This is a genomic window from Mesorhizobium sp. B264B1B (assembly GCF_020165765.1).
Taxonomy (GTDB): Bacteria; Pseudomonadota; Alphaproteobacteria; order Rhizobiales; family Rhizobiaceae; genus Mesorhizobium.
Window position 1 is genome coordinate 305,079 of the sequence record NZ_JAIUIS010000003.1, and the last position, 23,390, is coordinate 328,468.

General features: G+C 63.5%; 24 protein-coding genes. 10 read left to right on the top strand and 14 right to left on the bottom strand.

Annotated elements, in window-relative coordinates; translation table 11 throughout:
* Positions 1-217: 217 nt before the first annotated feature.
* The gene (locus tag LB547_RS08100; protein ID WP_140556087.1) at positions 218-1,249 is read right to left on the bottom strand and encodes a class I SAM-dependent methyltransferase; all 1,032 of its coding nucleotides are present in this window, start codon (positions 1,247-1,249) and stop codon (positions 218-220) included.
* A gap of 321 nt (positions 1,250-1,570) precedes the next feature.
* Here LB547_RS08100 and LB547_RS08105 point away from each other — a divergent pair, with 321 nt between their 5' ends.
* Entirely contained in the window at positions 1,571-3,541 is a 1,971-nt protein-coding gene (locus LB547_RS08105) for a putative bifunctional diguanylate cyclase/phosphodiesterase (protein WP_140556205.1), read from the top strand.
* A gap of 184 nt (positions 3,542-3,725) precedes the next feature.
* Here the strand turns inward: LB547_RS08105 and LB547_RS08110 are convergent, their stop codons facing one another.
* Positions 3,726-3,872: a hypothetical protein gene (locus LB547_RS08110; RefSeq protein ID WP_181168390.1), complete on the bottom strand. Its 147-nt coding sequence runs from the start codon at positions 3,870-3,872 to the stop codon at positions 3,726-3,728.
* Positions 3,873-3,969: 97 nt separating this feature from the next.
* Here LB547_RS08110 and msuE point away from each other — a divergent pair, with 97 nt between their 5' ends.
* From msuE to LB547_RS08135, 5 genes are read left to right on the top strand one after another with little or no spacing between them, the layout of a single operon-like run.
* A complete protein-coding gene (gene msuE / locus LB547_RS08115; protein ID WP_140556085.1) occupies positions 3,970-4,527 on the top strand; it encodes an FMN reductase in 558 nt (185 codons plus the stop codon).
* A gap of 34 nt (positions 4,528-4,561) precedes the next feature.
* The gene (locus LB547_RS08120) at positions 4,562-5,920 is read left to right on the top strand and encodes an LLM class flavin-dependent oxidoreductase (protein WP_140760164.1); all 1,359 of its coding nucleotides are present in this window, start codon (positions 4,562-4,564) and stop codon (positions 5,918-5,920) included.
* A 24-nt stretch (positions 5,921-5,944) separates the two neighbouring features.
* Positions 5,945-6,793, top strand: a complete 849-nt coding sequence (locus LB547_RS08125; protein WP_140496422.1) for an ABC transporter permease — start codon at positions 5,945-5,947, stop codon at positions 6,791-6,793.
* Between the two features lie 47 nt (positions 6,794-6,840).
* The gene (locus LB547_RS08130) at positions 6,841-7,839 is read left to right on the top strand and encodes an ABC transporter substrate-binding protein (protein ID WP_140496021.1); all 999 of its coding nucleotides are present in this window, start codon (positions 6,841-6,843) and stop codon (positions 7,837-7,839) included.
* 17 nt (positions 7,840-7,856) lie between these two features.
* Positions 7,857-8,615 carry an ABC transporter ATP-binding protein gene (locus LB547_RS08135; protein ID WP_140556083.1) on the top strand — a complete coding sequence of 253 codons (759 nt, stop codon included), beginning with the start codon at positions 7,857-7,859 and terminating at the stop codon, positions 8,613-8,615.
* A 40-nt stretch (positions 8,616-8,655) separates the two neighbouring features.
* Here the strand turns inward: LB547_RS08135 and LB547_RS08140 are convergent, their stop codons facing one another.
* Positions 8,656-9,879, bottom strand: coding sequence for an MFS transporter (locus LB547_RS08140; RefSeq protein ID WP_140666080.1), 1,224 nt, complete (start codon positions 9,877-9,879; stop codon positions 8,656-8,658).
* A gap of 150 nt (positions 9,880-10,029) precedes the next feature.
* Here LB547_RS08140 and LB547_RS08145 point away from each other — a divergent pair, with 150 nt between their 5' ends.
* Positions 10,030-10,899, top strand: coding sequence for an AraC family transcriptional regulator (locus tag LB547_RS08145; protein ID WP_140556082.1), 870 nt, complete (start codon positions 10,030-10,032; stop codon positions 10,897-10,899).
* 116 nt (positions 10,900-11,015) lie between these two features.
* On the opposite strand, the gene LB547_RS08150 is transcribed toward LB547_RS08145, so the two are convergent.
* The 7 genes from LB547_RS08150 to LB547_RS08180 all read right to left on the bottom strand — a co-directional run bounded on the left by LB547_RS08150 (position 11,016) and on the right by LB547_RS08180 (position 17,492).
* On the bottom strand, positions 11,016-11,951 hold the full coding sequence (locus LB547_RS08150; protein ID WP_019860650.1) for a ribose-phosphate pyrophosphokinase: 936 nt from the start codon (positions 11,949-11,951) through the stop codon (positions 11,016-11,018).
* Positions 11,952-12,190: 239 nt separating this feature from the next.
* Complete coding sequence (locus LB547_RS08155) at positions 12,191-12,820, bottom strand: hypothetical protein (protein WP_140760170.1); 630 nt, start codon at positions 12,818-12,820, stop codon at positions 12,191-12,193.
* A 43-nt stretch (positions 12,821-12,863) separates the two neighbouring features.
* Positions 12,864-14,015 carry a M24 family metallopeptidase gene (locus LB547_RS08160; RefSeq protein ID WP_140516886.1) on the bottom strand — a complete coding sequence of 384 codons (1,152 nt, stop codon included), beginning with the start codon at positions 14,013-14,015 and terminating at the stop codon, positions 12,864-12,866.
* Entirely contained in the window at positions 14,015-14,809 is a 795-nt protein-coding gene (gene pgeF, locus LB547_RS08165; protein WP_140516884.1) for a peptidoglycan editing factor PgeF, read from the bottom strand. Before pgeF ends, LB547_RS08160 begins: the two co-directional genes overlap by 1 nt.
* A 357-nt stretch (positions 14,810-15,166) precedes the next feature.
* Positions 15,167-16,264, bottom strand: coding sequence for a class I SAM-dependent methyltransferase (locus LB547_RS08170; RefSeq protein ID WP_140760176.1), 1,098 nt, complete (start codon positions 16,262-16,264; stop codon positions 15,167-15,169).
* On the bottom strand, positions 16,261-17,121 hold the full coding sequence (lgt, locus tag LB547_RS08175; RefSeq protein ID WP_140496012.1) for a prolipoprotein diacylglyceryl transferase: 861 nt from the start codon (positions 17,119-17,121) through the stop codon (positions 16,261-16,263). Before lgt ends, LB547_RS08170 begins: the two co-directional genes overlap by 4 nt.
* Positions 17,122-17,252: 131 nt before the next feature.
* On the bottom strand, positions 17,253-17,492 hold the full coding sequence (locus tag LB547_RS08180) for a BrnA antitoxin family protein (protein WP_031250360.1): 240 nt from the start codon (positions 17,490-17,492) through the stop codon (positions 17,253-17,255).
* Between the two features lie 214 nt (positions 17,493-17,706).
* On the opposite strand from LB547_RS08180, the gene LB547_RS08185 reads away from it, so the two are divergent.
* The 3 genes from LB547_RS08185 to LB547_RS08195 all read left to right on the top strand — a co-directional run bounded on the left by LB547_RS08185 (position 17,707) and on the right by LB547_RS08195 (position 19,202).
* Positions 17,707-18,009 carry an accessory factor UbiK family protein gene (locus tag LB547_RS08185; RefSeq protein WP_140496011.1) on the top strand — a complete coding sequence of 101 codons (303 nt, stop codon included), beginning with the start codon at positions 17,707-17,709 and terminating at the stop codon, positions 18,007-18,009.
* 316 nt (positions 18,010-18,325) lie between these two features.
* Complete coding sequence (locus tag LB547_RS08190) at positions 18,326-18,826, top strand: YbjN domain-containing protein (RefSeq protein WP_127855850.1); 501 nt, start codon at positions 18,326-18,328, stop codon at positions 18,824-18,826.
* A 16-nt stretch (positions 18,827-18,842) separates the two neighbouring features.
* A complete protein-coding gene (locus LB547_RS08195; protein WP_140496010.1) occupies positions 18,843-19,202 on the top strand; it encodes a tRNA-binding protein in 360 nt (119 codons plus the stop codon).
* A gap of 13 nt (positions 19,203-19,215) precedes the next feature.
* Here the strand turns inward: LB547_RS08195 and LB547_RS08200 are convergent, their stop codons facing one another.
* The 4 genes from LB547_RS08200 to LB547_RS08215 form a co-directional block, all read right to left on the bottom strand.
* Positions 19,216-20,238 carry a glycosyltransferase family 4 protein gene (locus LB547_RS08200; protein WP_140760179.1) on the bottom strand — a complete coding sequence of 341 codons (1,023 nt, stop codon included), beginning with the start codon at positions 20,236-20,238 and terminating at the stop codon, positions 19,216-19,218.
* A 248-nt stretch (positions 20,239-20,486) separates the two neighbouring features.
* Positions 20,487-21,902, bottom strand: a complete 1,416-nt coding sequence (locus LB547_RS08205) for an ATP-binding protein (RefSeq protein ID WP_140496008.1) — start codon at positions 21,900-21,902, stop codon at positions 20,487-20,489.
* Positions 21,903-21,950: 48 nt separating this feature from the next.
* Complete coding sequence (locus LB547_RS08210; protein ID WP_140496007.1) at positions 21,951-22,670, bottom strand: response regulator; 720 nt, start codon at positions 22,668-22,670, stop codon at positions 21,951-21,953.
* Positions 22,657-23,190: a MarR family winged helix-turn-helix transcriptional regulator gene (locus tag LB547_RS08215; RefSeq protein ID WP_181165219.1), complete on the bottom strand. Its 534-nt coding sequence runs from the start codon at positions 23,188-23,190 to the stop codon at positions 22,657-22,659. Before LB547_RS08215 ends, LB547_RS08210 begins: the two co-directional genes overlap by 14 nt.
* Positions 23,191-23,390 lie beyond the last annotated feature (200 nt).

Here is a 23,390-nt window from a genome sequence, read left to right on the forward strand (position 1 = left end):
AAAGGCAGTCATCCAAAGGCAATGGTCCGGGACGGGACGCCTCGCCCGGCCGAAAGCGCTCGAGGCTTCACGCTGGCGCCGGTCCAAGGTTGTCACTGGAGCGTTCAGCGTCGATAGGATCGCCGACTCGCTCCAGTTCTTTATCTTAGGCAATTGCCCGGGAAGGCGCTACGCACTTTCTCCGGGAAAACCGCTGCACATTTTTCCTGGAATTGCCCTATCCGCGCTTTTCGATGACGCCATACAGCACGTTGCGGTTTTCGCCAAAGAACACCTGCGCCTCGACGGTGTTGCGGTCGACGCTGGCATTGATGATGTTCCACATGTCGGCCTCGGAGCGCAGCAGCAACACCCAGTCCATGAACGTTTCCCTATAGCCGGCGTCGGGATTGCCCTCGGCGTAGTTGGCAAAAAGGAACCTGCCGTTCGGCTTCAGCATCTGCAGGCAAGTCTTCGTGAGTTTCACGGCGACGTTGTGCTGGAGGTAGTCGTAAAGGCCGGAGGCGTAGATGAGGTCGAACTTGCCCAGCTTGTGGCCCCTGGTGAGCACGGTCCGCACCGAGCCGTCGACGGCCTCGACCGCGGTGCCCTGGAAGTCTCGCGCGATCAATCCAACGCTCTGGGGATCCTGATCGAGCGCAACCCAACGCTTGAGGCGGCCCTCAGCCAAGGCGGTCGAACGATTGGCCTCGCGCAAATGACCGGCGGCGATCGCCAGGACCTCGGCTTGCGGTCCGCTCTTGTCCGCCGTCTCGTCGACATACCGGGTCAAGAGATCGCGCCGTTCCCGCGCCGCCACGCAGGACGGTACGTCCTTGGTATGGCTGTAGAGTGCCTTCCCTGTGTCCGAGGCGCTCGCCACGCTTTCGGCCACGTGCGGATCACAATAGATGTAGTCAAGCAACTGCGCGTCGCCGGAATAGCCCCTGGGCTTGGTGAATGACCACCGGGTGAGCGGGTCCTGGAGAAAGTAGTCAAGGATCGGATGGTTCTGCGCCACCGGGATCAACGACTGCCAAACGTCGGGGTGAACCTTGGCCCGCAGGGCGTTGAGATAGGACAGCAGGCGACGAACGATCTCGGCAGGGTCTTTCTCTTCCTCGACCTGCTGGTGTGTCGCGTGGAGAATGAGCGCGAGTTCCGCGCGGGCGGTTTCGAACGCCTCGCCGTGATGCTCGGGCTTTCTTGGAAAACTGCCGGCAATCATCTCGGCAGTAATCAGGCTTTTGCCATCAAAGACACTTTGCACTCGAGCACTCCATAGTTAACAGTCAGTTAACTTATTGCGTACAATGCTCGATTTGCCAATGTCGTCCCGAACGCATTTTAACGGTATGCTTAATTTCCCGCCAACCATGTTCGCGCGTTAAAACCCACCGCATTGGATTCACGGCCTGAATTAACCGAAATTTGTTTCGCGCCGTTGCATTGTCGTGCGAGGTGCGCAGTCGCCGTCGCGTCCAAGGAGTTGGCCCGCGTGGGGGCAGAAGCCAAAAAAGAACTTGGAACGCAAAATCCCCTTCAACCAGGATTTGTCGAGAGCGAACGCGTGTCATCCAGACTGGCCGACATGGCGCATGTAGAGCCGTACGAAGCCCGCTACGAGCCGGGGCCCGACGAGCTCCGCGTCCTTTACCGAAGGGAAGCCCAGGCGAAGCGAAGACTGGAAGCCCGGCCTGGGCTTTGGATCGCCGTGGCCATCTATCTCCTGTTTTCGGCAACGGATCTGCTGCTGATCCCGGACGTGGCGGCCTATACGATCATGGCGCGCTTCGCCGTCGGCGTGACCGCGCTGTTGATCCTGGAGGCGCAACTTCGCCGGGGAGTGGCCACGGAATGGCTCGACGTGACTTGCGCCGGGGCCATCATTTTCGGCTATATCGGCTGGTTGTTCCCGGCCTTTATGAGCGCGGACAAGGAAAGCGTCGCCTACTATATGGTATTCGGCACCATCTTCATGATGAGTGCAAATCTATTCTTCACATTCAGTTTCAATCTATCGATCGTGACATCAACCATCATCATGTGTGTCTTGTATGCCGTGAATTACTTTGTGCCCGCCACGGTAACATACAAGATGGTATTTGGCGCCTTCTACGTTTCATGTTTCACATTCACGTCCTATGTGAACTGGAAGCTGAACGAGGAGCGTTACAACGTCTTCCTGAACGCGCTGGAAGCCAAAATCCAGCACAAGGAAGCCACCGAACGCGGCAAGGCCCTGCTGCGGCTGTCGCGGACCGATCCGCTTACGGGTCTGGAGAATCGACGGGCGATCGATGAAAAGCTCAGGGACTACTGGGGGGAGTGGCAAAGGGTCGGTACCAGTTTCGTGGCGATGCTCATCGACGTGGACTTCTTCAAGAAGTTCAATGACTGCTACGGCCACCAGGAAGGCGACCGTTGCCTTATCCATGTCGCCAATGCCCTCCGGGATATGATCAGGGAATACAATGGCTCGATCGGCCGCTACGGCGGTGAAGAATTCATCGTCCTGGCCCGCATGGAGAACAAGGATCAGATCATAGATATCGCGGAAGCCATTTGCCGCACCGTCGAGAACCTGGCGCTTACCCACGAATTGCGGCGCGACGGTATCTCGGTTGTGACGGTAAGCGTTGGCGCTGCATTCACCAGGACGCAGACCGGTGCCAAGCTGGAGAAGATCATCCACGAGGCCGATCGCGCACTCTATCTCGCAAAGGCAGGCGGTCGAAACTGTGCCCGGCTGTTCGACCCAACCGATCCCCAGAGCAGCGACGAGAGCGAGAACATTGCGGCTTTGCTGAAGATCGCGATCGGCCAGGATCTCGTTTCACTCGTTTATCAACCTATCCAGGATGTCGCGACGGACCGGGTGGAAGCGGTGGAGGCCCTGATGCGCCTCAAAATGCTGGACGGCACATCGGTTCCGCCGAGCCTGTTCATTCCCGTAGCGGAGCGAACCGGCGCCATCCTGGAACTCGGGCGCTGGGCCATCAGGACTGTTTGCGCCGAGCTCCTGGCGCACGATCATGTGCGCGTGGTCAGCGTCAACGTCTCTCCGATCCAGCTCAAGACGCCCGGCTTCGCGGCGTCGGTCGCGACCATCCTGGGCGAGACCGGCGTCACCGGCAACAGGCTGGCCTTCGAGATCACCGAGGGGCTGGAGATGGAGATGCATTCGGACATTCTTCGCTGCATCAGCGACCTGAAGCTGCTGGGGATCAAGATCTGGCTTGATGATTTCGGCACCGGCTTCGCTGGCCTCTCGTGGCTTCGCCTGATCGATTTCGATACGGTGAAGATCGACCGCTCCTTCCTTCACGACTGCGCCACCCCGAACGGCAAGGCAATGCTCCAGGACATTGTCGCCCTGGTCCGAAACCGCGGCCACAAAATCCTGGTCGAAGGGGTGGAAACGGACGAGCAGATGGCTCTCATGCGCGAATTCGGCATCGACAAGGTCCAGGGTTTTCATGTCGGCCGTCCCGCTCCGGCCGGGAGTTTCCAGGTTAAACGGACCGTCAAGCGCCCATTCACCGTGCTGAAATCCGCCTGATCAGTCTTGGCTCAGGTCCCGCCGACCCGCACGGCGGGTCGTCGATTTGATCCTCGCCCCGCACAATTCACCGTCGGAACGGCTGCCAGGCGCGGGTGTGGCCAACGATCGCTCGTCAACGCCGCGCACAGCGGCTGGATCTCTCGGTTCAGGCATCGAGTTCGGCCAGCGTCCGGTCGGGGTCTCATTCGAGCGTTGCAGTGGACGGGCAGCTTGCGGCGGCGGTCGGGTCGACCTGGATCTGTCGCTCGTCGGCCTGGCGTCCGAGAATGGCGACGCCCTTGGCCGGAACCGCGCATCTGCCGAACCACTGAAGGGCGCTGCGGCGCAAACTCAATCTCCCTATTCCGCCAGTTTTGAAATCTTCTCGCTCATTTAATTCTACAAAATCGGTAGTCTTAATGAATAAGGACCGCGAGGAGAGCCCGATGACGAACAAGCTGGTGGTGGGAATATCCGGCAACCTGACCCGCCCATCGAAGACCAAGGCCTTTATCAGCCACATCGCCGGCGAGACGGCGAACCGCATCGGGGCGACCTCGGCTATATACGACATTGAAAATCTCGGTCCGTCGTTGCCGGCGGCTCGGCGCCTCGGCGATCTCGATCCTGCGGCCCGCGCCATCATCGAACAACTGGTCGGCGCCGACGTGCTGGTCGCGGGGTCGCCGACCTTCAAAGGCAGCTATACCGGGCTCTTCAAGCATCTGTTCGATCTGCTCGATCCGTCGTCGTTGCGCGGGAAACCGGTCATCCTTGCCGCGACGGGCGGCGGCGAACGCCACTCGCTGATCGTCGAACATCAGCTGCGGCCGCTGTTCGGTTTTTTCGAGGCGCTGACCGTGCCGACCGCAATCTACGCATCGGACAAGGATTTCGCCGACGGCGTCCTGGTGTCGGAGGCCATCCATGCCCGCGCCCGGCAGGCGGTTGCCGAGGTTTCCCGCGTCGTCGGGACGGCACGCAGCGTCGGCCTCGCCGCCTGAACTCCAAATGGTTTTCGAACAAAGGGACCCAGCCATGACCATCAAATCAAGACAGATCAAGCTCGGCGCCTTTCTACCCGGTGGCGGCCAGCATGTCGCCGCCTGGCGCCATCCCGACGCTCCGGCCGACGGCGCGACCAATTTCGAGTTTCACAAGCAGCTCGCGCTGACCGCCGAACGGGGCCTGTTCGATGCCTATTTCCTCGCCGACAACCTGACGGTCGGGCTTGGCGCCCGCGAAGGCGGCAACGCCAAGATCGCGGGTTTCGAACCGGTGACGTTGTTTGCGGCGCTGGCGCCGCTGACGACGCATCTCGGATTCATCGCCACGGCCTCGACCACCTATGAGGAGCCCTACACGCTTGCCCGTAAATTCGCCTCGCTCGACCTCTTGTCGAATGGCCGGGCAGGCTGGAACGTCGTCACCTCGGCGAGCGACGACACGGCGCGCAACTTCAACCGCGACATCCAGCCCAACCATGCCGAGCGCTACGCACGAGCGCATGAGCATGTCGAGACGGTCAAGGCGCTGTGGGACAGCTGGGAGGACGACGCCTTTATCCGCGACAAGAAAACGGGCCGCTTCTACGACAAGGACAAGCTTCACGACATCGACCACAAGGGTGAGCATTTCAGTGTCAAAGGGCCGCTCAACGTGCCCCGCCCGGTGCAGGGCCACCCCGTGGTCGTGCAGGCGGGCCAGTCCGAGGATGGGCGCAAGCTCGCGGCCGCCTCGGCCGAGGTCATCTTCACCGCGCATCAGAACCTTGCCTCCGCGCAGGAATTCTATCGCGACATCAAGGCCCGCGTGGCGGCGGCCGGCCGCGATCCCGAACAGGTGCTGATCATGCCGGGCGTGGCGCCCTTTGTCGGCCGCACCGAAGAAGAGGCGCGAGCCAAGTATCAGCAATTGAACGACCTGATCCTGCCCGAGGACGGCGTCGCGCTGCTCAACGGACTTGCCGGGCAGACGCTCGATCTCAGGGGCTATCCGCTCGACGGACCGCTGCCGCCGAGCCGCGAAACCGAAGGCATGAAGAGCCGCCAGGCGCTGATCCGCCAGATCGCCGACGAGCACAACTTCTCCATCCGCCAGCTCTATCAATGGGTCGCGACCGCACGAGGCCACTACACCGTGATCGGCAGCGCCATTCAGGTCGCCGACCAGCTGGAGGAATGGTTCAGCAACGAAGCCGCCGACGGGTTCAACATCCTGCCGCCATGGCTGCCCGGCGCGCTAGACGATTTCGTCGACCTGGTGGTCCCCGAATTACAGCGGCGCGGCCTGTTTCGTACCGCTTACGAGGGCAGGACGCTGCGCGAGCATCTTGGCCTCAAGCGGCCGCAGAACCCCTGGACGGTTGCCCGTTCGACCGTGCTCGCCGCCGAATGATGCGTTGAAGCGAAAGGCATGACGATGACTTTGCAGCACATTGAACGGCCGACGGGCATCGGCGCGCATGAAAACGGCAACGGGCTCGGCGCCGATATTCTGAGCCTGGCTGGCCGAACCCTCACGCGTCTGCTGTCGCGCTATGGCGTGCTTTTGGGGTTCCTGGCGCTTTGGCAGGCGGCGGCGAGCGGCGGCTGGGTCAATGCCGCGGTGTTGCCGCCGATCGACATGATCGTCGTAGCGCTCTGGAAGGGCCTCGCCGGGGGCAGCCTGCTCGGCGACATCGCCATCAGCCTGCAGCGCGCCGGCCTCGCCTTCGCCGCGGCGGCTACGGTCGCCATCCCGCTCGGCCTCGTCATGGGTCAGACCCGCAGCGTCGAGACGGCGCTCGATCCGATCCTGCAACTGTTCCGGCAGACCTCGGCCCTGGCGCTCTATCCCGTCTTCATCCTGCTTCTGGGGCTAGGCGAAGCCTCCAAAGTGTTCGTCATCTTCTGGGCAACGCTGTTTCCACTGCTGCTCAACACGATCAGCGGCGTCAAGGAGGTCGATCCGAAGCTGCTCGAAATGGCGCGCGTCTACGGCGCCCGGCGGCTGACCATATTCCGGCGCGTCGTGCTGCCGGGCGCCGTGCCTTCGATCTTCGTCGGGTTGAGGCTCGGCGCGACCACCGCGCTGCTGCTGCTGATTGCCTCGGAAATGATCGGCGCCAACAAAGGCATCGGCTTCCAGGTGATGAACGCGCAGTACAATTTCCAGATCCCGCTGATGTTCGCGTCGATCGTCATCCTGGCCGCGCTCGGCCTGATCGCGAACCAGGTGCTGGTCAGCCTGCAGCGGCGGCTTTGCCGCTGGAGCAGTTCCGCCGGCTGAACAGCCGCCCCCATCATCGTCATTTTTGAAAAGTGAAAGGCCGGATCATGACCATCACACGCCGCTCGCTGCTTCTGCGCGCCCCTCTTGCCGCCGGCATCATCGCCGTCGGGCTACCATCGATCGCGCGCTCGCAGGCCGCTTCCGTCAAGATACGCTATCTCGCCAGCCGCGGCAGCATCTCGCCGCATGAGCTTGCCGACCAACTCGGCTACTTCAAGGGCCTCGGCATCGAGCTCGAGAATGTCGGCTATGCCGGCGGCGGCCCGGAATCGCTGTTTGCGCTCGCCTCCGGCAGCGTCGACCTGGGTTCGGCCGCCACGCCGGCCGTGATCAACTCGATCGCCGGCGGCAACGACTTCGTCGCCGCCTATCCGAGCAACGGCATCAACAGCCAGGTCAAAAGTGTTTTCTATGTGCTGGAGGACAGCCCGATCAGGTCGATCGCGGACGTCGCCGGCAAGACGATCTCGGTCAACACGCTCGGCGCCCATCTCGACTACGCGGTGCGTGAAGCGCTGCACAGCGTCGGCCTGCCGCCGGACGCCGCCAAGCTCGTCGTGGTGCCCGGGCCGCAACTCGAGCAGACGTTGCGCTCGCATCAGGTCGATGTCGCCGGGCTCGGCTACTGGCAGGCGACTTTCGCCGGTGCCCTGGTGGCCAATGGCGGTGTGCGCGGCGTGTTCAACGACGCCGACGTGCTGGGCGAGATCGCGGGCGGCTTCATCGTGCTGCGGCGGGATTTCATCGCCGCCAATCGCGACGCCGCCAAGAACTTCGTCGAACAGTCCGCGCGTGCGGCCGACTGGTCGCGGCAGAATCCCGACGAGGCCCGCAAGGTGCTGGCCGAAATCCTCGACAAACGCGGCGAGAACGGCGAACTGGCGCGCTACTGGACGGGCTTCGGCCTGCGCGAAAAGGCGGTGGCGACCGACCGCGACATCGACTTCTGGGTGGCCGTGCTCGAGCGCGACGGTCGCCTGCCGAGAGGCAAACTCAAGGCTGCCGACATCCTCTACCGGCCAGGCGAAAGCAAGACCAATTGAGCAAGGAGGCACCCAGCATGGCCACAGCACGCGGCGAGGTCACGATCCGCGACCTGTCGAAGTCCTTTGCGCTCGGCGGGCGCTCGCTCGCCGTGCTGCGTTCGCTCAATCTCGACATCCGCTCCGGCGAGTGCCTGGTCATTGTCGGCGCCAGCGGATCGGGCAAGACGACATTGCTGCGCATCCTTGCCGGCTTAGAGATCGCCGATGAAGGCGCCGTTGCGATCGACGGCAAGCAAATAAAAGGCGTCAGCGCGGAGCGGGCGGTGATCTTCCAGGAACCGCGCCTGCTGCCGTGGCTGAGCGTACTTAGCAATGTCGCCTTCGGCCTCGAAGTTCGCGGCGTGCCCAAGGCGCAGGCCGAGCAGAGGGCGCGCTTCTACATAGCATTGGTCGGTCTTGCCGAGTTCAGCGATGCTTACCCGCGGCAGCTTTCGGGCGGCATGGCGCAACGCGTCGGCATCGCCCGGGCGCTGACGGTGCAGCCCGAAATCCTGCTGCTCGACGAGCCGCTCGGCGCCCTCGACGCCATGACCAAGATCTCCATGCAGGAGGAACTGGCGCGCATCTGGAGCGAGGAAAACGTCACCATGGTTATGGTCACCCACGACCTGGAGGAGGCGATCTATCTCGCCGACAGAGTGCTGATCCTGCCCAAGGAGAAAGGCGGCGCGGCGCGGCTGATCACCGTCGACCTGCCGCGTCCCCGTGACCGCAGCGAAAGCCGCTTCGTGCGGCACCGTGAAGAGTTGCTGCGCGAATTCGGCCTGCACTGAGGCCTCGACGCGCTCGCACGTGTCGAGGCGCTTTCCCAGGCTAGGCCTTTCGTGCTTCCTTCATATTGGGCAGGAACACCGTCAACAGGCCCAGGAACGGCAAATACGAGCAGATCTGGAAGACGAAGTCGATGCCCTTCATGTCGGCCACGATGCCGAGCACGGCTGCCGCTATGCCGCCGACGCCGAAGGCGAAGCCGAAGAAGATGCCGGCGATCATGCCGACGCGGCCCGGCACCAGTTCCTGCGCGAAGACGACGATGTTGGAGAAGGCCGACGACAGGATCAGGCCGATCAGCACCGTCAGCACCATCGTCCATTCCATGTTGGCGTAGGGCAGCGCCAGCGTGAAGGGCAGCACGCCGACGATGGAAAACCAGATCATCGCCTTCTGTCCGTAGCGGTCGCCGAAGGGACCGCCGAGCAGGATGCCCAGCGCCGAGGCGCCGAGGAACAGGAACAGCATGACCTGCGACATCTGCACCGAGACGCCGAACTTATGGATGGCGTAGAAGGTGTAGTAGCTGGAGAGGCTGGCGATGTAGGCGTTCTTGGTCAGCACCAGCAGCGTCAGCACGGCCAGCGCGCCCATCACCTTGCGGCGCGGGAAGGGCGAGACGAAACTGGACGTCTTGCGGTTCGCCTGTGTGGCGCGCAAGCGGCTGTACCACCCGCCGACCTGCCACAACACGACGATGCCGATAAGCGAGCCGACGGCGAACCATGAAATGCTGGTCTGGCCGAAAGGCACGACGATGAATGCCGCCAGCAGCGGTCCCATGGACTGGCCGAAATTGCCGCCGACCTGGAACAGCGACTGCGCCAGGCCGAAGCGGCCGCCTGAGGCGAAGCGGGCGATGCGCGAGGATTCCGGATGGAAGATCGCCGAGCCGATGCCGATCAGCGAAGCGCCGATCAGGAGCAGCGTGTAGTGGCCGGCATAGGCAAGCACGATCAGGCCGATCAGCGAAGAGGCCATGCCGTAGGGCAGGGAATAGGGCATTGGCCGCTTGTCTGTGATCATGCCGATCACCGGCTGCAGCAGCGACGCGGTCACCTGGAAGGTGAAGGTGAGAAGGCCGATCTGCCAGAAATCGAGGCCGTAATTCTCCTTCAACAGGGGATAGATGGCCGATAGCAGCGACTGCATGATGTCGTTGATGCAATGGCAAAAACTCACCGCCAGGATGACGGTGAAGGCCGTCGCCTGGGCTGAAGCATGGCTGGCGGTCGCGGGAGGGGCGACGGCTGTCGTATCGGTCAAGGCAGCTCCGTAGTCTTTTTGGCGGGCATACCCGCGGGCAAGCTGGCGGACGCTCCTGCGGCCGCCTTGGGAACGGATGGCTTATAGGCCGCTTGCGGGACGACTTCTTTCGTGGTTTGGTCCAATAGTTTCGCAAGTGGGCCATAGCTTATGCCGCACGGCAGGGAAATTTTTCACGCTGGTAGTGCCGACCTCGAGCAGTTGCACGAGCGTCGCTGGCTATGGCTGGAGCAAGTGGCCGGGCCGGCGGTGGCGTTACCGACCGAATATCCCGACGGCTACCATGTGCCGCGGCACCGCCACAGCCGCAGCCAGTTGCTGCATGCACTGGTCGGTGTCGTGCTGGTGACGACGCGGCACGGGCGCTGGATGGTGCCGCCCGATCACGCCATGTGGATTCCCGCGGGCACCGAGCATTCCGTCGAGATGCTGGGCGATGTCTCGATGCGCTCGGTCTATGTCATGCCGGGAGCGATCCCCGGACTGCCGGAAGGCCTGCGCGTCGTCGGCGTCACCGACCTGATGCACAGCCTGATCGTGGAATCGGAAAAACTGCCGCAAGGCGGCGTGCTGGAAGGGCGCGGCGGGCTGATCATGAATCTTCTGCTGCACGAAATCCCGACTTTGCCGGAGCGGCCGCTTGGCCTGCCGTTTCCGTCCGATCCCAGGCTGGCGGCGCTGTGCCGGCGTTTTGTGGCGGCACCGTCGCCGCGCGCGACGATCGACGAGTGGGCGGATGCCGCCGGCATGAGCCGACGCTCCTTCACGCGCGCCTTTCATCGCCAGACCGGACTGTCGCTATCGACATGGCGCCAGCAAGCATGCCTGTTCGCGGCGCTGCCAAGGCTCGCCGATGGCGAGCCGATCACCCGGGTGGCGCTCGATCTCGGCTATGACAGCGTGCCGGCCTTCATCACCATGTTCAAGCGCATGCTGGGTGCCTCGCCGCGCGGCTATATGCGCGGCGCGCGAGATGCCGGCGAAAACCCGCGGCGCATAGGCGGTCCGATCGCCGCTTGAGGCATGCCGATGGCATCAAGCTGATGCGGCAACCCTCGGTCTAAGGTCCATTGCAGGAGCACTGATTGCACGTTGTAATCTGTTTTGCTGCGCTACGCGCCCGCCGGGATCGACAATTAGTCGAACAGGCTCGACACCGATTCCTCGGTTGCCGTGCGCGAGATGGCTTCGCCCATCAGATCGGCGATCGAGATGACGCGGATATTGGGGGCGTCGAGCACGCCCTGGGTCGGCTGGATGGAATCGGTGATCACCAGTTCCTGCAGCTTGGAGCCGCTGATGCGGGCGACCGCGCCGCCCGACAGCACGCCATGAGTGATATAGGCGGTGACGCTGGTGGCGCCGTTGGCCAGCAGCGCATCGGCGGCGTTGCACAGCGTGCCGCCGGAATCGACGATGTCGTCGATCAGCAGGCAGTCCTTGCCGGCGACCGCGCCGATGATGTTCATGACCTCCGATTCGCCGGGACGCTCGCGGCGTTTGTCGACGATGGCGAGCTGTGCGTCGAAGCGCTTGGCCAGCGCGCGTGCACGCACCACGCCACCAATGTCGGGCGACACCACGACGACGTTGCCGAGCTGCTTGTATTTCGCCTTCACATCGCGGGCCATGACCGGCACCGAGAACAGATTGTCGGTCGGAATATCGAAGAAGCCCTGGATCTGGCCGGCGTGGAGGTCGAGCGTGAGCACGCGGTCGACCCCGGCGCGGGTGATCATGTTGGCGACCAGCTTGGCCGAGATCGGCGTGCGGCCGGAGGCGCGGCGGTCCTGCCTGGCATAGCCGAAATAGGGGATCACCGCCGTAATGCGCTTGGCCGACGAGCGCATGAAGGCGTCGATCATGATGAGCAGTTCCATCAGGTGATCGTTGGTCGGAAAGGAAGTCGACTGCAGGATGAAGACATCCTCGCCGCGCACGTTTTCCTGGATCTCGACGAAGATTTCCTGGTCGGCGAAGCGCCTGACGCTGGCCTTGCCCAGCGGGATGTTGAGATAGCGGGCGACCGCCTCGGCCAGCACCCTGTTGGAATTGCCCGCGAAGAGTTTCATGCACCGTTCCTGGTGGAGGATGGAGAGCCCCAACAGACTCGCCTACGCCCTTTAACCGGGCTTTTAGCGGCCCGCGCGGCTATTGCAAGCACCGTGATTGGAAATCCGCCGGCTAATCCTGGGAAATGTTCGCGCCATCGCGTATGGGCAACACCGGGCAGCGGACCCGGCGCCGCTGCTCCTTCCCCTTGTTCAAGCATCGGATTTCCCCGCGGCCGTTTCCATTCGGGTCCGATGGTCTAGCCCGCCTTGCCGCCGAGCCATGCCGCGAACTGGTCGATGGTCTGGTCGGCGATCGCCTGCATGGTGGCTGGCGCCACCGCTTTCCAACTGTCGCCGCCCCCGCTGGCGCCGGAATTGGCCGAAGCCGCCTTCTGCTGGCCGTTGATGCGATGCAGGCGGTTGCCCGAGGGATCGTAGACGTCCCACACATAGATGACGGTGGTGTCCTTGCCTTCGGAGATCACCGAGAAATAGCCTTTGAGCACATGGGTCGCGGTCTGGTCGGCGCTGCCGGCCAGCGTGATGCCGCGCTGCCTAGCGCGCGTCTGCAACTCCGCCGTCAGCGGCGTCGCCGCTTCCACCGAAGCGCCGACGATCGGCGCGATCTGCAGGCGCGTCCTGGCAAGGATTGCGGCGGTCTGTGCGGGCGTGGCTGACGTCGTGGTCGTTGCTGGAGCGTCCGCCGTGGTCGTGGCAGGGCCAGCGGGCGCCGGGGTGGCGGCGCTGCCCTGGGCTGCCGGCGTGGCCGGCGCCGCGGCCGTGGGCGGGGTGATGGCGGAGGGTTCGAGGACGTCTTTTGCGTTGGTGCAGGCGGCGAGCGCCAGGACCACGAGCAATGACACGGTCGTCAGCTGCGATCGTCTCATTTGCCTTCTAACTCCTTGGCGAAGAACGCCTCCCATCGTGGATTCACTGTACGATCAAGTCGAGATCATGGCGGGAAAGCGGCTTCGGCTGTGATTCGGTCGTGAGATAGGTGCGGCCAAGCGTCATCGCCGTCTCGGTTTCGGAATCCATGATGATCATGTGGGCGAACAACGTCATGTTCGGCGCGATCGGCTCGGGATTGCCCTGGTAGAACATCGGCATGTCCATCCAGGACGGGGTGAAGCGGGCGCCGACCGAGTAGCCGCAGGCATTCAGCCGATGCTTGGTCAGTCCACGTGCCTCCATGACACGGGCATGCGCGTCGAACACATCGCCGAAACTGTTGCCCGGCGTCATCGCCTTCTCGACCGCCAGCAGCGCGGCACGGGCCGCGTCGAACAAGTCCTGGTGACGCTTCGAGGCCTTGCCGGTCAGCACCGTGCGCATCATCGGCGCATGATAGTGATGAAAGACTCCCGCCCATTCGAGCGTCAACTGGTCGTTCTTGGTGAGCTTGCGGCGACCGGCCTTGTAGCGGCACAGCAGCGCGTCGACGCCGGAGCCGATGATGAATTCGTTGGCCGGATAGTCGCCGCCACCGGCAAAGATCGCGCCTTGCATCGCGGCAAGGATCAGCGCCTCGTCACCGCCCTGCTTGATCAGCGGCAAGGCCGCATCCAGCGCGTCGTCGGCCAGGTTCGCCGCCTTCTCGGCCTTGGCGATCTCGGCCGGGCTCTTGAACAGGCGCAGCCGACCGACGATGCCGGATGCATCGGCGATCTGGCCGAAGGTCTGCAGCTGCTCGTCCAGGCGGCGGCCATTATAGGCGGTCAGCCCATGAGTGTCGTATTCGACCCCGATGCGGGCGCCGAGCAAGTCGAGCTCGTTCAGCAGATTGCGCAGGTCGACCGCCGGATTGGCGCCATCGCGATCGGTCCACAGCACGATGTTGTCGATGATCGAGGTGTGGCGCGCCTGACGCAGGTCGGCCGAGCGGGTCAGCAACACCATGGACCCGTCGGCTTTCACCACCAGGCACTGGAAGAAGCAGAAACCGAACGTGTCGTAGCCGGTCAGCCAATACATGCTTTCCTGTGCGAAGAGCAGGATTGCGTCGAGCTTCTTCTCGGCCATCTCGATCACCAGCCGGTCGCGGCGCGCGTCGAATTCGGATCGTTCAAAATGCAGCGCCATCATTCACTCTCCAAAACGATTGCCGACACCTGACGGCCGTAATCGGGTTCCTTGCGGTGCGTCGTGCGCCGGTAGGAGTAAAACAGATCTTCCTCGGCATAGGTGCAGCGGCCGAGACCTTGCGCGGTCACACCCGCCCTGTCGAGCCGGTCCAGCGTGTAGCGGTTGAGGTCGAACATCGAACGACCGGGATTCGCCGAAGGCGCGAAATATCTGTCATTTTCGCCATCGGCCTCGACGAAGCGGGCGACGAATTCAGGCCCGACCTCGTAGTTTTCCGGGCCGATCGAGGGGCCGAGCACGGCGACGATGTTTTCACGCCTGGCGCCGAGACTTTCCATGGCGGCAATGGTGTTCTCGAGCACCCCCGTGAAGGCGCCTTTCCAGCCGGCATGCGCCGCGCCGATGATACGCGCCGCGGCATCCGCGAACAGCACAGGGCCGCAATCGGCGGTCGAGGCGCCGATGGCGATGCCCGGCCGGTCGGTGACGATGGCGTCGGCCTTGGGACGCTCGCCTGCAAAGGGTCCCCTGGCGACGACGACATCAGGCGAATGGACTTGCCAGGCGGTCAGGAGATGGTCCGCCGGCACGCCCATCCAGGCGGCGACACGGCGGCGGTTCTCGGCGACCAGCGCCTGGTCGTCATCCGAGCCGGTGCCGATGTTGAGGCCCTGATAGATGCCGGGCGAGACGCCGCCGACGCGGGTGAAATAACCGTGGCGGATGCCTTGTGCCTGCGCCAGGTCCAGCAGCGGCGACCGCACGGGATCCAGTTTGGTCTGATTCAGCATGTGGGCGTTGTTGTCCGTGTGGGCGGTTTCGTCAAGAAAAAGTCCGAAGCGAGACGGCCGGCGTTCAGCCGCTCTTTTACCGGACGGGAGATTGGGAGGGGTGACGATGAAAAGTCAATCCGGCGTTGCGAAGGGGCAACGCAACGAATCCGGGGTAACGGTTCCTTCGCCGCTGTGCGGTGAGGGAGCATTGAACGGAAAAACCCGCCTGTGCGGCGGGTCCCTGGCGCAACTCAGCACCATAACCAAATATCTACCATAGTTGCCTTCACCCTGTCAAGAAAAAATTCCTATCATGAGAAGTTGCCGGCCATGAAAAGCTACCGACACAACCGGACTGGCCGTCGTCACGCCTTGTCAATCCGAGCTCGGAGCCTGGGCAAAGGGGCGAACGGCAACGCCGCGCGGCACTATGGCAAGCACCTTGAACAGGTCGCCCATGGCCTGCGGCCCGGCGAGGCGTTCGACATCGCCAGCGATCTTGTCGCGTGCCGCCTGGCTGGCGTCGGCGCCAAGCCGGCCGGCGCGCTCCAGAATGCCCAGGCCGAGCAGGAAATCGCCCTGCGTCGATAGATGGGCGTCCAGACCATGCGCGCGCACCACCCCGGCAAGGGCGGCGAAATCGACATGGGAGGTGAGGTCGGCTTCGCCGGGATTGGCCAGCACATCTTCGTGATCATGACGGCGCAGGGCCTGCAACGTGTCGCCGACACCCGGCCGCAGATGGCCATAGTCGACAAACAAGCCGGAGCCGCCATGAGCGGCTATGCGCTCGGCGATGGTCGCCATCAGGGCGCTGCGCGCCGGCGCCACTTCGACGATCGCGCCTTGCGGCGCCTCGCCGGCATCGGCGGGCAGCAGCGTCGGGTCGAGCGAGCCGGCACCGGCGAAGAAGCAAAGATTGTCAGCGCCGTCGAGGCCGACCACGCGCTCGCGCCAGCCGGTGCCGGTGCGGACGAACTGGCGGATGGGGATGGCGTCGAACAATTCGTTGCCGACGATGAAAAGCGGCTGTGGCGGCAGCGTGTCGATGGTCTCGTGCCAGCGAATGGAGAACGGTGTGGCGCCGAGCGTCTGTTTCTGCACCTCGGTCAGGCGCGGGCTGGTCTCGATCATGGCGAAAGCGGCGTCGTTGGCCAGTGCCGGTTCGAGCCGCGACAGGGTGCGCAGCATGTCCTTCATCAGCGTGCCGCGGCCGGCGCCGATCTCGCCGATGGTGACCGGCGTCGGCCGGCCGACCGCCAGCCAGGCCTGGTAGAGCCAGACGGCGACGAGCTCGCCGAACATCTGGCTGATCTCCGGCGCGGTGACGAAATCCCCGGCGGCGCCGAACGGTTCGCGCGTGGTGTAGTAGCCCGCCTCGGGATCGAACAGGCACAATGCCATGTATTCGTTGACCGGGATCGGCCCCGTCGCCTCGATCAGATCGACGATGCGTGCCTTCAGCCGCGTCATGTCGCCTGCGGCCGTGACTGCGGCACCGGCTTGGCTGTCGTCATCGCCCAAATGCCGGCCAGCACCATCGGCGAGGACAGGATCATGCCCATGGTCAGCCAGTTGGTGCCAAGGAGATAGCCGAGCTGCTGGTCGGGCTCGCGGAAGAATTCGACTGCTATGCGCGACAGGCCATAGCCGCAGATGAAGGCGCCGCCGACGAAGCGCGGCGTTTTCAGCTTGAGGCGAGAATGGGTGAGGAAGCGCAGCACGAGAAAGAGCACCAGGCCTTCAAGCAGGGCCTCGTAAAGCTGGCTCGGATGGCGGGTAAACGGCCCGCCATTGGGAAACTCGATCGCCCATGGCACGTCGGTTGGCCGGCCCCAGAGCTCGGAGTTGATGAAGTTGGCGACGCGCACGAGGCCAAGACCGACCGGCACGCCGGCGGCCACGACGTCGAACAGCGACCAGGTGCGGATGCCGCGCTTGATCGAAAACAGCGTCATGGCGAGGATGACGCCGAGCAGGCCGCCATGGAACGACATGCCGCCCTGCCAGACGGCGAAGATGTCGAGCGGATGCGCGATATAGCGCGGCAGGTCATAGAACAGCACGTAGCCGGTGCGCCCGCCCAGCACGACGCCGATGGCCGCCCAGATGATGAAATCATCGAGGTCCTCCGGCTTCATCGGCAGGATGCCGTCGGGCCAGAGTTTCGGATTGGCGGCGAGCCGCTTGGCGTACCACCAGGCGAACAGGATGCCGACGATGTAGCCGACGCCGTACCAGTGCACCGCCAGCGGCCCGATCTGAATCAGCACCGGGTCGATGTTGGGAAAGGGCAACGAGGCCAGCGGCAGCAGGAAATATTCGTTCAACGGGGAGCTCTCGGTTGCGTTTGGCGCGGACCATGCGGCAGGGTTTTGGCGGGGTCAAGGCAAGGTGGTCGGCGTCAAAGATCGGATCGGATCACCGCTTGCAGGCCCATCGCGCCGTGCGGGCGGTGAGCTCAATCCCTTGGCTTGGCGGCCACCAACTGCCGCAACGCGTCGTTGATCCTGTCCTGCCAGCCGGGGCCATCTTCCTGGAAATGATCGAGCACGGCCCGGTCGATCCGGATCGAAACAAGCTCGCGGACGTTCGGCGCGGCCGAAGCTTCGCGAATTGGCGGTGCCGGCTTCTTCACCGGTTTGAAGGCAGCTTCGGCGGCTGCCATCGGATTGGTCGGTCGGCGCGGAGGGGTTGCCATTGGTGACCTGACTGAAGTGTGCTTGAGGCAATACGAGACGAGAACACAATAGGCGAGCTTGCGCCCTCAAGTACAGCTCTGGCGCCGTTCGGGAGCTTCTTACAGGAATGGCACTGCCATGCGCCACAGCAACGCAGATGGAACGGCAACCCTCAACGTTCTTGCATTCGGCGCGCGGCACTACTAACTCAATTTCAGCAACCGAGGATTTGCCATGTCGACCGGACCGAACCGCATTCTCGACGAATTCGCCAAGCTGATGACCGATGCCGCGGGCGCCGCGCAGGGCGTGCGGCGCGAGGTGGAGACCGCCTTCAAGGGACAGGCCGAACGCATCCTGAATTCGATGGACGTGGTGCAGCGCGAGGAGTTCGAGGCCGCGCGCGAGATGGCCGCCAAGGCCAGGGAAGAGAATGCTCGCCTTGCCGACCGCATCGAGGCGCTTGAGGCCAGGCTTGCCGAACTGACCGGGCAGGCCACACCTGCGGCTTCCGCAAAGCCCAGGCCGAAAAAATAATTCGTTAAACTTTTCCACAAAGCACCAGCCTGAAAAGCGCTTTGCCGTGAATCGCTTACCGGCATTGCGTGACTCTGTGTGACAGCGCCTTTCCACATGCGAATGACGCAGCGCGAAAAATTGGGCTGTTCACGCGACTCCCGATCAATAGACTGAATTTGTTGCATGATTCGGAGCAGGGTCATGCGCCGGGCGGTGGGGTCCGGTCTGGGGTCTTTGCGTCGAGAAGTCCTGGCCGTCCGAGTTCTAGATCAGATTGTTCGTCGTGTGTGCCCCGCGGAGCGTGTGGCGCTCCCCTGAACACAGGAAGCATTCCATGGAACTTCTCGAACTCGAATTCTCCCGCGAAATCCATCCGGTGGATGTCATTGAGCAGGTGGCCCACAACAATGACTGGTCCTTCGAACGGGCCGGCGACGACGAAATCTCGATCTCGGTCGCCGGAAGCTGGACCGACTATCACGTCTCCTTCTCGTGGATGGAGGATTTCGAGGCGCTGCATCTGGCCTGTGCCTTCGACATCAAGGTGCCGGAGGCGCGCGCGCTGGAAGTGATGCGGCTGTTGTCGCTGATCAACGAACAGATGCTGTTCGGCCATTTCGACCTGTGGGAGCAGGAAGGCGCGATCATGTTCCGCCAGTCGCTGCTTCTGGCCGGCGGGGTCGAGCCTTCGAGCCAGCAGGTGGAGGTGCTGCTGTCGTCGGCGCTGGAGGCCTGCGAATGCTACTTCCAGGCGTTCCAGTTCGTCGTCTGGTCCGGCACATCGGCCAAGGACGCGCTGGCCGGGGTGCTGTTCGAGACTTTCGGCAACGCCTGACCAAGATGCCTTCGACATGAGTTCAAGCAGCGAGCGCAAGCCCGAGATCAGTTTCGCCGATTTCGATCGTGTCGACATCCGTGCCGGCACGATCATCGAGGCCGAACCGTTTCCGCAGGCGCGCAAGCCGGCGTTCAAGCTCAAGATCGATTTCGGCCCCGAGATCGGGGTAAAGAAATCGTCGGCGCAGATCACCAAATATTATACGCCCGAGACGCTGATCGGCCGGCAGGTGTTCGCGGTGGTCAATTTTCCGCCGCGCCAGATCGGGCCATTCATGTCGGAAGTGCTGACGCTCGGCTTTCCCGACGAGGAGGGCGCCGTGGTGCTCGGCGCCATCGAGCGCAAGGTGCCGGACGGCGGGCGGCTGTTTTAGCCGAGAGGGAGCGTCAGGCGGCCAGCTTCCGCGTCGTGCCCAGCGCCTCCTGGACCGTATCGAGAAACATTTCCGCGCAGGCTTTCCAGCTGTAGCGCATAGCGCGTTCTCGCGCCTGGGCGCGGTCGACATCGAGGGCGGCGAGCGATGCCGCGCGCAGGTCGTTGGAGACCGCGCCGCCGAAGCCGTCGCCGACGATGTCGATCGGTCCCGTGACCGGAAAGGCGGCGACCGGCGTGCCGCTGGCCAGCGCTTCGATGATGACGTTGCCGAAGGTGTCGGTGCGGCTCGGAAAGACGAAAACGTCGGCCGAGGCGTAGATTTCGGCCAGTTCATCGTTGGGGCGGTGGCCAAGAAAATGCGCGGCGGGGTAGCGCGCCTTGAGCTTCGCCAGTTCCGGGCCCTCGCCGACAATCACCTTGCTGCCGGGCAGGTCGAGATCGAGGAAGGCGGAGAGGTTCTTCTCGATGGCGACGCGGCCGACACAGAGGAACAACGGGCCGGGGAAGCCGAGATCCTTCCTCTTGTCGGGCCGGAAATGATCGGTGTCGACGCCGCGCGTCCATGGCCTCAGCTTGTTGAAGCCGCGCGCTGCAAGATCATCCGCCAGCGACTGCGTCGCGACCAGCGTGCCTTGGCCGGAATTGTGGAAATCGCGCAGCCAGCGATAGGCCCAGCTTTCCGGCACCGGCAGCCGGGCGCTGAGATATTCGGGAAAGCGTGTGTGGTAGCTGGTGGTAAACGGCCGGCCGGCATTGCGGCAGTAGCGCCGCGCCATGATGCCGAGCGGACCTTCGGTGACGATGTGGATGTGGTCTGCCTTGTAGGCCTCGATCAGGCGCGCGACACGACCTGGCGTGGTCAACGCCAGGCGGATATCGGGATAGGTCGGCAAGGGCAAAGTGCGAAAGATGTTGGGCGTCAGGAAATCCACCGCGACATCGAACGATTTCAGTGTTTCGGTGAGCCGCTCCAGCGTGTGGACGACGCCATTGACCTGTGGGCGCCAGGCGTCGGTGACCATCAATATGCGCATGACGGGCCTTTGCTCGAAAGGTCGGCGGTTGCCTCGGCCCGATGCCCGGACGGCGACCAGCCTGCTGCCCTCGCTTCGCTCCAGCGCACCCGGGCGGGTACGGGATTGAAGTCAGACGGCGGGCTCGAATCAAGTGAGGTCGCGCGCTTCATGCGCGCTCTTCAGCATGGTTTCATGACGCGCCAATGAAATCGGCCGAACATGACCTCGTCCGGAAACGATTTCCGCTTCCCGCGATTAAGTCCCTGTCAGGCCGGAACCTTGATCACGGCGCGCAAGCCGCCGAGCGGGCTGACGTCGAGCGTGATGTCGCCGCCATGGCTGCGGGCGATGTCGCGGGCGATCGACAGGCCGAGGCCAGTGCCGCTGGCATCGAGATTGCGGGCCTCGTCGAGCCGCATGAAGGGTTTGAACACCTCTTCGCGCTTTTCGGCCGGAATGCCCGGACCGTCATCGTCGATGGTGACGACGAGCGAGCCGCGGCCATGATTGGCGGCCACTTCCACCGTCTTGGCGTAGCGGAAGGCGTTGCCGATGACATTCGACATCAGCCGGGCGAAGGCGTTCGGCCGCACATGCACGGTCGGATCGCCGGAAAGCGTCGTCGACAATTTGCATTTGCGCAACCGAGCTTCCTCGCTCAGCTTCTGGAAATAGGCTTCGAGATCGAAGCGCCCGGTGTCTTCCGAGGCCTCGCCGCGGGCGAAGGCAAGATAGCCTTCGAGCATCGACTGCATGTCGTCGATGTCCTGGTTGAGCGCGGCCTTCGTCTCGGCCTTGCCGCCCGCCAGCGCCAGCTGCAGCTTGAAGCGGGTGAGGATGGTTCTGAGGTCATGGCTGACGCCGGTGAGCATGGCGGTGCGCTGTTCGATCTGGCGCTCGATGCGCTCGCGCATCTGGATGAAGGCAAAGCCGGCGCGGCGGACCTCCTCCGCGCCGCGCGGGCGGAAATCACGCGGCATCGGCCGGCCCTTGCCGAAGCTTTCGGCGGCTTCGGCCAGCGTCAGGATCGGCCGGATCTGGTTGCGCAGGAAGGGAATGGCGATCATCAGCAGCACCAGCGAGGTACCGACCATCCAGATCAGGAAGATGTGCGTGTTCGAAGCATAGGCCTGGCTGCGGCGCACGAAGACGCGCAACACCTTGCCTTCGAGCTGGACGCGGACCTCGATGATGTTGGAGTTGCCGACCGTATCGATCCAGAACGGCCGGTTGATCTGGCGGGTGATCTCGGCGGAGAGAACGTCGTCGAGGATGGAGAAGAACGGCTTCGGCCCGGGCGGCGGCAGCGGGTCGGGCGGCAGGAGGTCGACCTTCAACTGCATGCGGTCCTGGGCGATGCGGATGATGTTGGCGTAGTCGGCGTCGTGCGGATAGGTCTCGATCAGGTCGATGATGGCGGCGATGTCGCGCACGGTCGCCTGCGACAGGCGCTGCGTCACGGTCGCCCAATGCCGCTCCATGAAGACGAAAGCGACCACCGATTGCAGCAGGATCATCGGCGCGATGACGATGATCAGCGAGCGCGCGTAGAGGCGCTTGGGCATGTAGAGCGAAACGAGGCGCCAGAACCGGTTCCAGACGCGCGGACCCCTCTTGAGCAGCCGTGTGGAGCGGGTGCTCAAGCCGTCAGATTCCGGCTGTTCCAGTTCCGTGGTCGCCATTCACCTTTCGCTCGCTCCGTGGCCGTCAGGCAGGCCGAAGGCGGTAGTCTATTCGACGCTGAGCCGATACCCAATACCGCGGACCGTCTGCAGCCAGACCGGATTGGAGGGATCGCGCTCGATCTTGCGGCGCAGCCGATTGATCTGGACGTCGATGGTGCGTTCGCCGACATCCGATTCGTCGCCGACCAGTTCGTGGCGTGGAATGGTTTCGCCTGCGCGCGCGGCGAATATCGCCAGGATCTCCTGCTCGCGATCGGTCAGCTTCAGCGCCTCGCCGCCACGCTTCAATTCGCGCCTGGCGATCTGGAACGTGTAGGGGCCGAAGACGAGCTGCTCCACCTTGGGCGTGGTCGCAGGGCCGCCGCGGCGCAGGATGTTGTTTATGCGCAGGATCAATTCGCGCGGATCGAAAGGCTTTGGCAGGTAATCGTCGGCGCCGGCCTCCAGGCCGGTGATGCGGCTGTCGGTTTCCGATAGCGCCGTCAGCATCAGGATCGGCACGTTCTTCTCGGCCCGCAGCGCCTTGGTCAGGTCGACGCCGTTTTCGCCGGGCATCATCACATCCAGCACAAGAAGATCGAAGTCGAGGCCGGCGAGCTTGCGCCGGGCCTCGCCCGAATTGCCGGCGACGGTGACGCGAAAACCGTTTTCGGTCAGATATTGCTTGAGCAGGTTGCGGATGCGGGTGTCGTCATCGACCACAAGCAAATGCGGCGCATCGTCGTCCGGTGCGGCCGCGTGATCAGCGCGTTCAGTGCTCTCCATGGCTTTTCCCTGACATTTTTGCGGACCCAACGTCGATCTGGGCTCTCAGTTCCGGATTGACCATTGCTTCGAGGAAGCGTTCCACCTGGGTCCGTTCGGCGGCTCCGGAATCTTCCAATGCAGCATGGATGCGGCGCGACTGTGGCCGTGCCAGCGCCAGCGCCAGCGCGCGGCCCTTGGCGGTCGGATACAGTTCGCGCTGGCGACGATCGCGCGGCCCTTGCAACTGCACGACATGGTCGGTGTCGATCAGCTGCTTCAGCACGCGCGCCAGGCTCTGCTTGGTGATCTTCAAGACATCGAGCAGTTCGGCGACCGTCAGGCCCGGCCTGCGGTTGACGAAATGCAGCACCCTGTGGTGGGCGCGGCCGAAGCCATAGTCGGCCAGGATCTGATCGGGATCCGAGGTGAAATCGCGATAGGCGAAGAAAAACAGCTCGATGAGGGCGAAATCAATGCCATCCTCGATTGACATCGCGGTCCTGATCGGTGTCCCGGCTGCTCGGCTTCGATCCGTCATCTTTTCTCCATGGGCAGGGAAGATTATGTCAGTACTATTGACGTAATTTCCCTGCAATGGTAATTTTTGACAAGGTTTTGGGCGGATTGCGAACGAAAAGGCAAGACAGGCCGGGTTTTCCGGAACTTCCTGAGTTTGCCAGAGCACGATTATCCGCCTACCTTTCCAGACAGCGGCAGGCGCCCCAACCAGATGGCGCG

Bases quoted from the DNA above. Each gene is read 5' to 3' on its own strand.
- LB547_RS08105 (WP_140556205.1), top strand. From the start codon at position 1,571: ATGGCGCATGTAGAGCCGTACGAAGCCCGCTACGAGCCGGGGCCCGAC.
- msuE (WP_140556085.1), top strand. From the start codon at position 3,970: ATGACGAACAAGCTGGTGGTGGGAATATCCGGCAACCTGACCCGCCCA.
- LB547_RS08120 (WP_140760164.1), top strand. From the start codon at position 4,562: ATGACCATCAAATCAAGACAGATCAAGCTCGGCGCCTTTCTACCCGGT.
- LB547_RS08125 (WP_140496422.1), top strand. From the start codon at position 5,945: ATGACTTTGCAGCACATTGAACGGCCGACGGGCATCGGCGCGCATGAA.
- LB547_RS08130 (WP_140496021.1), top strand. From the start codon at position 6,841: ATGACCATCACACGCCGCTCGCTGCTTCTGCGCGCCCCTCTTGCCGCC.
- LB547_RS08135 (WP_140556083.1), top strand. From the start codon at position 7,857: ATGGCCACAGCACGCGGCGAGGTCACGATCCGCGACCTGTCGAAGTCC.
- LB547_RS08145 (WP_140556082.1), top strand. From the start codon at position 10,030: ATGCCGCACGGCAGGGAAATTTTTCACGCTGGTAGTGCCGACCTCGAG.
- LB547_RS08150 (WP_019860650.1), bottom strand. From the start codon at position 11,951: ATGAAACTCTTCGCGGGCAATTCCAACAGGGTGCTGGCCGAGGCGGTC.
- LB547_RS08155 (WP_140760170.1), bottom strand. From the start codon at position 12,820: ATGAGACGATCGCAGCTGACGACCGTGTCATTGCTCGTGGTCCTGGCG.
- LB547_RS08160 (WP_140516886.1), bottom strand. From the start codon at position 14,015: ATGGCGCTGCATTTTGAACGATCCGAATTCGACGCGCGCCGCGACCGG.
- pgeF (WP_140516884.1), bottom strand. From the start codon at position 14,809: ATGCTGAATCAGACCAAACTGGATCCCGTGCGGTCGCCGCTGCTGGAC.
- LB547_RS08170 (WP_140760176.1), bottom strand. From the start codon at position 16,264: ATGACGCGGCTGAAGGCACGCATCGTCGATCTGATCGAGGCGACGGGG.
- LB547_RS08180 (WP_031250360.1), bottom strand. From the start codon at position 17,492: ATGGCAACCCCTCCGCGCCGACCGACCAATCCGATGGCAGCCGCCGAA.
- LB547_RS08185 (WP_140496011.1), top strand. From the start codon at position 17,707: ATGTCGACCGGACCGAACCGCATTCTCGACGAATTCGCCAAGCTGATG.
- LB547_RS08190 (WP_127855850.1), top strand. From the start codon at position 18,326: ATGGAACTTCTCGAACTCGAATTCTCCCGCGAAATCCATCCGGTGGAT.
- LB547_RS08195 (WP_140496010.1), top strand. From the start codon at position 18,843: ATGAGTTCAAGCAGCGAGCGCAAGCCCGAGATCAGTTTCGCCGATTTC.
- LB547_RS08200 (WP_140760179.1), bottom strand. From the start codon at position 20,238: ATGCGCATATTGATGGTCACCGACGCCTGGCGCCCACAGGTCAATGGC.
- LB547_RS08205 (WP_140496008.1), bottom strand. From the start codon at position 21,902: ATGGCGACCACGGAACTGGAACAGCCGGAATCTGACGGCTTGAGCACC.
- LB547_RS08210 (WP_140496007.1), bottom strand. From the start codon at position 22,670: ATGGAGAGCACTGAACGCGCTGATCACGCGGCCGCACCGGACGACGAT.
- LB547_RS08215 (WP_181165219.1), bottom strand. From the start codon at position 23,190: ATGACGGATCGAAGCCGAGCAGCCGGGACACCGATCAGGACCGCGATG.